This is a genomic window from Bradyrhizobium erythrophlei, from assembly GCF_900142985.1.
Classification (GTDB): Bacteria; Pseudomonadota; Alphaproteobacteria; order Rhizobiales; family Xanthobacteraceae; genus Bradyrhizobium; species Bradyrhizobium erythrophlei_B.
In genome coordinates this window covers 4,540,908-4,551,949 of the sequence record NZ_LT670849.1, presented here as the reverse complement: position 1 = coordinate 4,551,949, position 11,042 = coordinate 4,540,908, and the positions used below count along the sequence as shown (strand labels likewise).

The following is an 11,042-nucleotide window of genomic DNA, read 5'->3' as shown; positions in this document are numbered from 1 at the left end:
GGCGGCCTCTTTCATTGGGTACTGGCCCCCTTTCCATCGCTCTTTATAATGAGTAGTCCCTTTACGTTCGGGCCATTGGCCAAACGCATGACTGACCTTTTCAAAACCTGTCATGCTTCGTTTCTTCGAAACGAGATGGAGCGCATTAATGGCCGCTCAGCACCAATGTCTTGACTGGTAGCAGCAGTGCCTGGATTCGCAGCAGTAAGGCATGCACGAGGCCGGTGGCATCGATCGCGTGCAGAGCAAAGCCTTTGAACGCGCCGGTCTCCTTTGACGCGATGACCTCGTGGTTGCTGGTGTAGGCGTTGACGATGCAGCTGCTGCCAGCCGTAACATCGGCCAAGCCGTCCTTCTCAAGGGGCTCCAAGAATACCAGAATCGTTCCGGGCTTGGCGGCGCTGGCATCGATGAGCTGCTCACCGCCACGGAACTGCCCGGCCGCGATGTAATCCTGCACGCTCGTGATGACCATCGGGATAATGGTCCAGGGCAGCGACGTGCACGCGGCTTCCGCGATCATTCCGGGCTTCAACACCTGCGCTTCAATCTGTCCGAAACCGGCCTGCAGCCCACGCTGGCCTGCACCCTCAGGAATCAAAATGCCGGCCGGCCTCATTAATGGGTTTACGACATCGCCGGGCCGCAGCAAAAACTGCTCGACCCGTCCGTCGACACCGGCACGAACGATCGTCTTGTCCAACTCGACCTCGGCTTGATCGAGCACGGCTTGCGCGCTTGCCTTGGCTGCCGGAAGGACCGTCGACATCTGGATCTCGGTAGATTGCTTTGCCGCACTCGCTGCACCGACCGCAGCCTGCCGGCCATCAGCGAGCACCTGCAGTTTCTCGATCTCGCGCTGCGGTACGATACCGGGGCTGCGCCGCTGCAATTCGCTCTTCACGTCGAGCTCAGCCTTGGCCTGCTTGTAGTCGCTTTGAGCCTGCTGAAGCTGGGCTTCTGCTTTGGCCACATCGACCTTTGCTGCGACGAGCTGAACATTGACTTCCGCAATCTTCTTTTTGGCGGTTTCGGTCGCGGCGCGCTGCTTCGAGCTGTCGAGCGTGAACAGCACTGTACCCTTCTTGACCGGCGCGCTAAAGTCGACAAACACCTCGGCAACACGCCCTATGGTTTCCGGCGCGATCGGCACCGTCCTGAAGAACAGCGCAGCCGAACTGGTGGACGGGTGATAGTAGAAGATCATGGTGATGAGGAGCACCGTGAGCATCACGCATCCGGTAATTCCCCATCGAAGCTCGTACCACATCGAGAACAACGTGATCTCTCTGCCGATCCGCTTGCCTTGCCTATAGCGGCGATAAAGATAATCCGGGACCAGGGTAAATAAGGAGCAGAGCATAAGCTCAAACATGGCCGTGGCCCTCCTTCGCTGGCGCACTCGCGGACCTTGAGACAGCGAGCGAGGCGCGTTCCACCGCTCGGGTTGCTTGAACCTCCGCTGTTTCATCTGCAGGCGACTCGGTCGGAGGACTTTCGTTATCTGCTATCCTCTCGACCGATCCCGCGATGCTCGAAAGTGGGGTGGTGAAATCGGGCAGATCGACCAGGGCGAGCAATAGCCCGGCGATCCGGAAGATGTGGATATGGGTGAAGAGCGAGAGCAGCCCGAGCACGGCTACGATCTCGAATTGTAGTTTTTGTCCCTTGTGGGCCATCCGCTCCGGAAGGGAGTGCAGGCGCAAGTAGACGTTGCCAACACCGAGTATCGCCAAGATCAGAAAGACGCCCATCACGATCATCAGGACATCCGTCTCGCCGGGCTTGACGACATAGAACGGCAGATGATGCGGCATCATTGGATGAAGCTGGTCGGTCACTGCATCTCTCGACTGCCCCGTTGCGCGGGACGGTGCGGCCTAGCGTCAGACGAGGTTTGATCTGGATCAAAGGATGGTGTCTTCGCGCGGCCGTAGCTTTAGAGGGCAGGAATGGTGAATTGCCCGAAGTTCAGGAACTGCCATGCCCAACAAAATCGATGAACTGCTGCCGACCGCAAAGGAAATCCAGAAGAAAGCCGCCGTCAAGGAGGCGGAAACGGCCGAGGAGCAGCGACGTTGTCCCGAAGTTCGTCTCTCTAGACGATCCGGCCCTAACACCGAACAGAGCTTGATCTATCTCAAACCACAACCGGACGATTGCTTCGATGGATTACCGAAGGAAATTGTTGGAAGGAGCGACTCGCGCCCGGCGTCGCAAGTCTAGCGCGGCTTTATGGTTGAGCTTGTGCAACCGTCGAAGAGGATTGTATGAACCGTCGCCACGCATTGAAAGCCTTGACCGGGCTCGCACTGTGCCCGCTCTGCACGTCCACCGGCTTCGCCGTCGAGGCGACGCATTGGACCTATCGAGGCACTGCTGGCCCCGATAAGTGGGGCGATGTCGATGCCGAGAGCAAAGTCTGCTCAGTTGGTAGCCAGCAATCGCCCATCGACATTCTCGGGTCGATTAGAGCGCAACTGCCGCCGCTCAGGATTTCCTGGGGCAAGAACGCTGACACCATTGTCAACAACGGTCACACAATCCAACTCAATGCGGGCCAGGGGAACACGCTCAGTTTTGGCAGCGGGCCTTACCGGCTGTTGCAGTTTCACTTCCATCATCCGAGCGAGCACCTCATCGGCGGCAAGCGCTTTGCCATGGAAGCGCATTTTGTTCATGCTCATGCTTCGGGCGCGCTCGCCGTGGTCGCTGCGCTGATGGTCGCAGGAAAGCCCAACCCGGTGTTCAGTAGGATCATCTCAACCATGCCAACCCATGAAGGTGAGACCGTCAAAGCCGACTCGGCTATCAACCCGAACGGCCTCTTGGCTCGGGGGCGGCACGCCTACTATCGCTATCCTGGCTCGCTGACGACACCGCCCTGCTCCGAAACCGTCGAATGGCTGCTGCTTACTAACCCCATACAGGTCGCCGACGCGGACATCACCGCTTTCGCCAACGTCTATGAGATGAACGCGCGGCCGGCGCAGAAGGTGAACCGCCGTGCCGTGCTGCGTTCTGAATGAGCAAACAGGAATACTACGAGGGACGTAAGATCCATCAATGTCGATGCACGGACCATATTGATCTTTGGTTTCCAGCACGCGCCATGAGGGGTCAAACGATGGTATGCAGCCTATCTATCCAGCCTCATTTTTGCATGCAGAGCGGCCTAAGCGTCTCGTCAAGGCCACGGGCCTTGGCGTACTCGATCAGTGCCTGCCGGGCTGCTTCGCAACGCTCTTCGCTCGTAAACTCCTGTGTCGATATCACGGCACCATTGACAGCCCCAAGCCAGCTCATGACGATTAGAACATGGGTCACAATATCCTCCATCACCGTCTTGTTTCGCGGTGCGCTTCGGCTGCTGCAAACAACCTCTTGCTTCGCTTGGCGTAGCCTCGATGACCTAGGGCAGGCCGTATCCGCCCCGATGACCCAGATCAGCGGGACCGCGCCGATGAAGGCGGCGCCTGAACACGTTGCGCCAAATGAGCAGCTGCCAATTGATCTGCATCAACGCGAAGCACTGAAAAGCCGGGTGCCGGCGGGCCGGTCCTGCAGACCCGTGCTGACGAGGTGATCGAACAGACGTTGCTTGCTGCGGTAGTTGCATGAGTCTGTTCCGGGCACGAAATGTTATGCCGGTGCCATCAGCACAAGTCCGCTATGCAGAGGATAGTGTTGCAAAAGTCGTTTAGCAGTAGATACAAAATTTCTGAGAGCCGCTGGCAATGATCTGAGGGGCCTCATCCCCTTGCGCCAAATTCGTCGGCGACTTCGGTAGCGCGACTGAGACTATGCGAATCGTCGACCTCGTTGCGTTTCAGGTTTTCGCCAAAAATTTGGACCGCTGCAACTTCCGACTTTTGCAACGCAATCCAGAGATGAACGGACCTAGCTCTATTGCGGTCCGAGGGCAGAGTTTGACCCAACGCGGAAATTTTCTGAGGGGAAGGCGAAAAATGCGTGTTGAGCCAGATCAACGCCGGTCCGCAACGGAGTGGGATTTTCCGCCATCGCACCCAATATCGAGGCGGCAGCCGCGATGCAAGCCCTGCTCACGGAAATCCGGCAAACCCCTTTGCTCTGGATGCTGGTCTTCGTACCTACCGTACTGGTAGCTGAAGCGGCGGCGCCGCATTCTCCTACCTTGTTGTTTATGCTGGCCGATGCTCGCCATCGTGCCGCTGGCCGCCCTGCTGAGCCACGCGACCGAAGCGGTCGCCGCCAAGACCGGCGATGCCGTCGGCGGATTGCTCAATGCCACGCTTGGCAATCTTACGGAACGATCATCGCCATCACAGCGCTGCGCGCCGGCCAGTACATGCTGGTGAAGGCGTCGATCGGGGGCGCAATTGTCACTAACGCCCTTTTCATGCTCGGCGCATGCCTGCTGATCGGCGGATTGCGCTACCACGTCCAGGAGTTTAACCGGTCCGGCGGCCGGCTCTATTCCGGGTTGTTGCTGATGGCGACCGTCGCGCTGCTCGCCTCGTCTCCGATCTGGGACTTTGCCAACCGGCAGACAGTGCAGGACGCCGGAGGTCTAACGTTCTAACTCGCTCACGTCCTTCGCCCACTCTATTGTAGGCCGGGATCAGAATGCATGGCGGCGGTCGCCGGAGCATCTGGAAGCCGTATCGCCAGCCGGCTGCCGAAGCCTGCTGACCTGCCGCACTGAGAACCTGGCGACTCTTCATCTAGCGTTCACGGCTCTCCGGGACATGCGCGGCCGACGTCGTGCAGGACCTTTGTCCGGCGCGGGCTATTGCTTCGGTCTCAACGTTAACGCCGGTATTGCAAACTGAGCTGGCCTCCTGGCTGCGGGCCACGTTCGCAGCGTTATAGATGTCCCGGAAGGGATTGGTTCGGTGCACGCTCAGCCCGGCCAGATCGCGATTGTCCAGATAGGTCATCTTGGCCGGAGGCGTCGCGACGATTTTGCCAATGATAGAATGCGGCACTCCGAGTCCGGCTAGAAGCCGCGACATCTGGACGGTGGTGCGGATGCTGTCTCCGTCTTCCTTCCCCCGATCGTTGGAAACGGAATGCACTCCTATTCTGCAACGACGACCGATGTACCGTTCCTTCGCGGCCAGGAAGATGAGGGCGCACGCCGAGTCGCACTCTTTGGACGCGTACACGACGAGGCCCTTGTCTCGAACGACCCGCGCGATGTCGAGACCCTCTTCGAGGGAACCGCCGTCAGACCTGATCTCCAGGCCCACAACTGCTCCGTTTTGCAGGATCGATTTCAATCTGCCGTAGTCTCCGGCCTTTATGTCACCGCGTAGTCTGAGAACGCCCCCTGAGTCGGTCCCCACGCGCTTTATCTGAACGGCGCTGGCCGGCTTGACAAGCGCGACCAGCACTAGAGGCACGGCCAGCTTGAGTACCATTGTAGACTTGAGGAGCATGGCGGGAGACAAATGTTACGGGCGCATTTGGTTGTTCCCATAGCAAACATCGGCGCGTAGGGTGCATTGATCTAAGTCAATTGACTCAAGCGCCAATTATTCATTCTGAGCCACACACCGAAGGATGGGCCGAACGCAGGCGTCGCAATATTCACCGCCCTCACCTCTTTGCTAACAGATCGCACCGGCCGCTCTTTCGCGTCGGGCTGAACTATAAATTCCAATGACCTCCGCTTCTGAGGTGAAGCGGACCTGGCCCGCAGGCTTCAGGCGATCCGTGGGAAGGAAACGATCGATTAGCAAAGATAATTCGCACACCATCCAATCAGCGCGGCAACGGTTGGTACTTTGTCGTCTGATGATCGACATCATGAGGAGTTTGCACGGATCCTACGCCCCAGCAGCTGAGCCGTTCGGTAGCCGATTGGAGACGTTTTTTATAGGGTTATGCGTAGCTCTTGGGCAATTCGAGGAAAAACCATTTTCGGTCGCAAAGATTGCGGCCTACATGCGCGTGCCACGCACGACTGTGATACGCAGGTTGGGTCGGTTGCAAAGCTGGGGTCTCATCCATCGTCAGGGACATCGCTATTACATGGAGCAGAGCGCGCTCAATTCTTTGCTTGGGATGCGCAGTTATCAGCACATACGCCGGCTGCTTGACAAATCTGCTGAGGAGCTGTCCGTTTTGGACACTTTGCCGGATTGACGATTGTGTGGGGTTGATCGAACATCGGTGACAAGGGCTTGTTGAGCGTTTTAGCGCCGAAGCTCGATTTTCCCTGATTTAAACCCCTTTGCACATCGGTGGCCGTACTTGCCTCCGCCTGCTCATTGTGGAGTGCTATCAATGCACACGGCCAATCTTGTCCTTGTCGTCGATGACGACCCCGCAATGCTGCGAAGCATAGCGCGACTGCTGCGGCAGTTCGGTTACGAGAGCTTGTTGTTTGGCTCGGCGGAAGCCTTCGCAAATCACGGGCAGTTCGACGGGGTGGTTTGCGTCCTTCTCGATATCGACCTAGGCGATGGGTCAGGCATCGAATTGAAGCACCGTCTTAACGCGGCGAACGTATCTGTGCCGGTCATCTACATCACAGGAAATGAAGACCCCGTCGTTCGCGAGGCTGCGCTGCAATCTGGGTGCCTAGCCTACCTCACAAAGCCATTGTCGGCGGAGTCGCTGATTGAGCCGCTGGATAGAGCGGTGTCAGGGTCCGTTTAGGACATCGGCCAGAGGTACTGACCTATTTCGTCAGTCGCCTGGTTTTAACCGACGCCGTGGCCTATTTTTAGTTGTGTCCGATACTTGACCTAAGCTATCTTGGTTCCATCATCGGCCCGCTCATGCTCCCGTCTGGTACAGTTGGCGTGCGACATGAACAAACACGATCCTAATTTTGATCGCGTGTCTCGTTCCGGCCAGCGCTTGGGATTTGTGCACATAGTCGATGATGATGCCGCCTTCCTGAAAGCCATAGAACGCCGTTTAAGTCACGCCGGCTACACGGTTGCGGCGTACAATTCGGCTCACCAGTTGCTGGATAACCTGCCCAGCGAAAGTGTCTCAAGCTGCGTTCTTCTCGACGTGCGGATGCCGGGACTCAGCGGTCCGGGACTGCAAGAGCGCTTGAGCGGACTCGGATCGACGCTGCCTATTATATTCCTCTCTGGTTACCCCGACATTCCGGTCACTGTACGAGCCATCAAGGCGGGTGCGGTGGATTTTCTGACCAAGCCCTTATCGTCGGATGAACTGCTTCGCTCTGTTGAGCGCGCGATTGCGCATCACGAAGCGGCACGCGCCTTGAAGAGCGAGCTGGACATAGTTCACGCTCACCTCGCGGCTTTGACGCCACGCGAACAGCAGGTTTTCGAACTCATCATTCGCGGTAACACCAACAAACAGGCCGCCCACGCGCTGGGCTGCACTATGCGTACCATCAAGGCCCATCGTCAGAGGGTGATGGAGAAAATGCAGGTCCAATCCCTCGCGCAACTTGTGTCCCTCGCCCAGCGGTCAACATCGCCTGCCAGAATTAACAGAGGACATGACTGGATGTCCGGCTTGAGTCCGTAATCCGCATAAACGCGGACATCGCCGACGCCTATCCCAGCAGGCCGTCGAACTTGCCATCGCTCGGCGGTGACCGGCCAAGGCTCGAACGCATCAGCACCCTTTTGCGCGCGACGCAGGGACCGAATGTTCAACGATGTCCATTTACGACCAGCGGCGTCCATTTGCTGGCTCACGCCAATTTCGGCTGCGATGGCCCGGCTATCGCGCTTAAGAACCTAACAGCGACGCGTCAGCTTGCTGTAGGCGCCAACGTGAAGCGGCCTACTACTCTTTTGCTTTCGTGATGGCCGCAAGGGCCTGTAACTGGTGCGCTAGTGCTGTCCAGCTGTTGGAAATGTTCTTAAGCACGCTAGATGTGCGCCCCGAATTGTTCGGATCGGATGCCAGCTTTTTGTACTCGGCAGCCAACGCGCGGCACTCTTCGATTGACGGACCCGGCCCGGATGTCATTCGTTCTCACCGCCATCTTTCGCAATCTTCTGTTCGCGCTCATGAAGCCGCTCCGCTATCGCCCTTCGCCTTGGTATCAGCACGGCCTCATCCGCAAGGCGTTGCCCAAGGTCAGCGTGATATTGTTGCACGACGTTGAGAACAGCTTCCTGGGCGCGCTTTCGATGGTACTCGGCGAGTAATCGGTGCATAGCTGCGAGCTGCTCATCGGTCATGGATCGCACCTTGGCCGTTGTCGAACATTTTACACTGAGGGATATCAAGCCATCTTTCGAAGACGACACCAACATCGTCCCGATATCTCCATTCAAGTCGGGATTTTCCAACGGTGATAAAGCCGTCGAACGTGATGTAAAAGTGTATCGGAAGGAGGCCGAGTCCATCTGAATGCACCACGGCGCTGGTTCGGCTCACGTCGTAAGCCACGATGCGCAATTCTCGGCCGCCTTCAAAAAACAGTAGGCCATCCATGTAAACTTTGACCATCGGCAATCCAATCGTCGGTACGTCGGCCGCGCTGGATTCGGTACTTGAGGAGGCACTTAAGCGCCGAGTATATCGCCGCGTAATTGTCCCAAAAGCCAATCATCGCGTTTACCTTTAAATGGCCAGTTTTAATAAAACGGTCATCGCTTCGGCGCGGATCGAGGTCAACCGACAAGGTTTGAGCTGGTCATCAATCTCGAGACGGCCAAAGCGATCGGTCACGAAATTCCGACCGGGCTCATAGCGCGTGCGGACAAGGTAATTGAATAAACGACGGTGGTGGCGTTGCTCGCGCCCATGTCTCTTTCGGGTCAATGACATGAACTTACTGCCGAGAAGCCATCAGTCGGTGATCTTGTCGGGCGCGGATCGAATGTTATGGAACGGCGACGTCTGCTTCACGCTCAAAAGCGGACGTTACCAGACGGAGCGGACGTGTCCGCTACTCGCCTTTGCGAGCCGCAGGTCTTTGGTGAAACGAAATCGCAAGCCTATTGTAGGCGCCCATTACCCCGACAGCGACGGTAAGGTCGGCGAGTTCCTTCTCCGAGAAGACTGCCAATGCAGCGGCGTAGGCATCGTCTGGCACACCGGTTCTCGCGACGTCCGTGACAGTCTCCGTCCAAGCCAGCACGCCACGTTCACGCATATCGAAGATGTCGCCTGCTTCATGCCATGCTGAGACCAGCAAGAGCTTGTTGACCGGCACACCCTGCGCGATCAGATCTTGGGAATGCATATCGATACAATAGGCACAGCCATTGATCTGCGATGTGCGCAAGTAAGCGAGATCGATCAGATTTTTGGGAAGGTCGGCCTGGCTATGAAGGTAGACGTGAACGCCCCCGAGTGCCTTCATGGCTGCTGGAGCGAGTGTGTTATAGTTCAAGCGATCAGACATGGTCTTGCCTCACCTATTAGGGGTCGTTACTGCGCGGCGGCAACGCGCCCTGTGTAGGTCCCAGTCAGAAGATCGACACCCTTGTCGGCGACCGCCATAACGGTGGCGTTCGTGTTGGCGCTGATAATCCTGGGCATAATGGAGGCATCCATGACCCGAAGGCCGTCGATCCCCTTAACCCGCAAGTCGGGCGTGACCACGGTCATGGGGTCTTCCGTCCTACCCATTCGGCAGGTGCCGACCGGGTGGAAGTTGCTCTGCGTTGTCGCTTTCATGTATTCGACGAGCTCCGCGTCGTCCGTTATTGCCTGTCCCGGCGACAGCTCTTCTTCCACGATGTCGGTGAACGGTGCTGTTGCGGCGATCGTCCGGAGATACTTTAACGCCTTCAATAGGCGTCGCGTGTCCTCCGGATCGCTCATCCAATTCGGATTGACCTCAACGTCATCCTCTGGAAGCGCCGACTTCAAGCGGACAGACCCGTAGGAAAGCGGGCGAACCAAATTGGCCAGAAGCGTAACGGCGTTGCGTGGCTTGACCATCAGTGTCGGCCACATCAAACCAATGCAATAGATTTGGATATCGGGCGGCCCGGCGGGATCGTCCAAATTGACGAACGCCATCGTCTCGGATCCCGTGGAAGCGATAGGGCCTGTGCCAAAGGCGTAATACTGAATGACGTTCCGGATCAGCTTGATCCCTGCGTCCTCGCCGAAATAGCCAAACGGGCCCTTCGTCGAAAGCGACAGAAAGACTTCGTTGTGATCTTGCAGATTCTGGCCGACGCCGGGCAGGTCGGCTACGACTGGGATGTCGAACTGGGCCAGGTGATCGGCGGGTCCGATCCCTGAAAGCATCAGGAGCTTGGGCGTGGCGAACGCCCCGGCCGTCAAGACGACCTCATGCTTCGCCATCGCCTGATGGACTTTCCCATCTTTGACGTATTCGACCCCGACAGCCCGCTGACCGTCGAACAGCAATCGGTTGGCCCTCGCTTCGGTAACCAGGGTCAAGCGCTCGTCGCCGATCACCTGCCTCAGGAACGAGTCCGCCGAGCTGCGGCGTTTTCCTCGAAAGGTCGTCGATTGTTCGTACCCCACGCCGTGCAGCTGACCGCCCGTGAAATCGTCGGTGAAAGGTACTTTCAGTTTTTGCATCGTCCGGATGAAGATATTGGCGGCCTCGGAGATGTAGGCCGGGTCGGAAACCTTGAGGGGACCGTCTCCGCTGTGCGCGGCGTTCTCCAACCTGACGTTGCCCTCCTGCTTGCGGAAATAGGGGACCAGGTCGTCCCAGCCCCAGCCCGCATCGCCGGATAACGTGTTCCAACGGTCATAGTCGTCCTTGGAGCCGCGAGCGTAGCACATGGCGTTGACCGAGCTTCCCCCGCCAACGACGTTCCCTTGCATGATGTCGACGGCTCGCCCCTCAAGCGCTGGCTGGGGCGTCGAGGTGTAGCGCTTGATGTAAGGCGATTTGCCGAACACGATTTTGACGGCTCCGGCGGGCATGTGGATCAGCATGTTGTCGTCGAGCGGCCCGGCCTCCAAAAGCAGCACCGTCGCCCCATGGTCTTTGACCAGGCGGCTGGCCACGACGCAGCCGGCGCTGCCTGCTCCCACTACGATGTAGTCGAAGGTATCGGACACTGAGGTCATTTGGTTTTCTCCTGGTCGATCTCCCGGCCGCCTCAATTGCTGGC

13 protein-coding genes and 2 pseudogenes are annotated in these 11,042 nt (G+C 57.9%); 7 read left to right on the top strand and 8 right to left on the bottom strand.

Translation table 11 applies throughout. The annotated features are described in order from the left end of the window. Positions 1 to 145: 145 nt before the first annotated feature. Positions 146 to 1,375 (bottom strand): HlyD family secretion protein, encoded by a 1,230-nt coding sequence (locus BUA38_RS21375; protein ID WP_072820957.1) that lies wholly within the window; start codon positions 1,373 to 1,375, stop codon positions 146 to 148. Then, positions 1,368 to 1,841, bottom strand: a complete 474-nt coding sequence (locus BUA38_RS21370) for a hypothetical protein (protein ID WP_072820955.1) — start codon at positions 1,839 to 1,841, stop codon at positions 1,368 to 1,370. The genes BUA38_RS21375 and BUA38_RS21370 overlap by 8 nt, the downstream gene beginning before the upstream one ends. Positions 1,842 to 1,983: 142 nt before the next feature. Here BUA38_RS21370 and BUA38_RS21365 point away from each other — a divergent pair, with 142 nt between their 5' ends. Further along, positions 1,984 to 2,226, top strand: a complete 243-nt coding sequence (locus tag BUA38_RS21365; protein WP_072820953.1) for a hypothetical protein — start codon at positions 1,984 to 1,986, stop codon at positions 2,224 to 2,226. A gap of 44 nt (positions 2,227 to 2,270) precedes the next feature. Further along, the gene (locus tag BUA38_RS21360; RefSeq protein ID WP_072820951.1) at positions 2,271 to 3,029 is read left to right on the top strand and encodes a carbonic anhydrase; all 759 of its coding nucleotides are present in this window, start codon (positions 2,271 to 2,273) and stop codon (positions 3,027 to 3,029) included. Positions 3,030 to 3,153: 124 nt separating this feature from the next. Here the strand turns inward: BUA38_RS21360 and BUA38_RS21355 are convergent, their stop codons facing one another. Then, positions 3,154 to 3,327, bottom strand: coding sequence for a hypothetical protein (locus BUA38_RS21355; protein ID WP_172806061.1), 174 nt, complete (start codon positions 3,325 to 3,327; stop codon positions 3,154 to 3,156). Between the two features lie 724 nt (positions 3,328 to 4,051). Here BUA38_RS21355 and BUA38_RS21350 point away from each other — a divergent pair. Further along, positions 4,052 to 4,510, top strand: a pseudogene (locus tag BUA38_RS21350) (calcium/proton exchanger); the annotation flags it as partial. A gap of 196 nt (positions 4,511 to 4,706) precedes the next feature. Here BUA38_RS21350 and BUA38_RS21345 read toward each other — a convergent pair. Continuing rightward, a complete protein-coding gene (locus BUA38_RS21345; RefSeq protein ID WP_156898615.1) occupies positions 4,707 to 5,405 on the bottom strand; it encodes a hypothetical protein in 699 nt (232 codons plus the stop codon). 132 nt (positions 5,406 to 5,537) lie between these two features. Between BUA38_RS21345 and BUA38_RS38810 the strand changes: the two are divergent. The 4 genes and pseudogenes from BUA38_RS38810 to BUA38_RS21320 form a co-directional block, all read left to right on the top strand. After that, positions 5,538 to 5,618 (top strand): annotated as a pseudogene (locus tag BUA38_RS38810) (S16 family serine protease); the annotation flags it as partial. A 655-nt stretch (positions 5,619 to 6,273) separates the two neighbouring features. Continuing rightward, positions 6,274 to 6,648: a response regulator transcription factor gene (locus BUA38_RS21330; RefSeq protein WP_072820945.1), complete on the top strand. Its 375-nt coding sequence runs from the start codon at positions 6,274 to 6,276 to the stop codon at positions 6,646 to 6,648. 153 nt (positions 6,649 to 6,801) lie between these two features. Next, entirely contained in the window at positions 6,802 to 7,503 is a 702-nt protein-coding gene (locus tag BUA38_RS21325) for a response regulator transcription factor (RefSeq protein ID WP_072826299.1), read from the top strand. A gap of 443 nt (positions 7,504 to 7,946) precedes the next feature. Further along, complete coding sequence (locus tag BUA38_RS21320; RefSeq protein ID WP_072820943.1) at positions 7,947 to 8,135, top strand: hypothetical protein; 189 nt, start codon at positions 7,947 to 7,949, stop codon at positions 8,133 to 8,135. Between the two features lie 22 nt (positions 8,136 to 8,157). Here the strand turns inward: BUA38_RS21320 and BUA38_RS21315 are convergent, their stop codons facing one another. The 4 genes from BUA38_RS21315 to BUA38_RS21300 form a co-directional block, all read right to left on the bottom strand. After that, positions 8,158 to 8,439, bottom strand: coding sequence for a hypothetical protein (locus BUA38_RS21315; RefSeq protein ID WP_072820941.1), 282 nt, complete (start codon positions 8,437 to 8,439; stop codon positions 8,158 to 8,160). Positions 8,440 to 8,553: 114 nt separating this feature from the next. After that, positions 8,554 to 8,760 (bottom strand): hypothetical protein, encoded by a 207-nt coding sequence (locus BUA38_RS21310; RefSeq protein ID WP_072820939.1) that lies wholly within the window; start codon positions 8,758 to 8,760, stop codon positions 8,554 to 8,556. Positions 8,761 to 8,881: 121 nt separating this feature from the next. Next, on the bottom strand, positions 8,882 to 9,340 hold the full coding sequence (locus BUA38_RS21305; protein ID WP_072820937.1) for a carboxymuconolactone decarboxylase family protein: 459 nt from the start codon (positions 9,338 to 9,340) through the stop codon (positions 8,882 to 8,884). 26 nt (positions 9,341 to 9,366) lie between these two features. Beyond that, positions 9,367 to 10,998: a GMC family oxidoreductase gene (locus tag BUA38_RS21300; RefSeq protein WP_072820935.1), complete on the bottom strand. Its 1,632-nt coding sequence runs from the start codon at positions 10,996 to 10,998 to the stop codon at positions 9,367 to 9,369. Positions 10,999 to 11,042 lie beyond the last annotated feature (44 nt).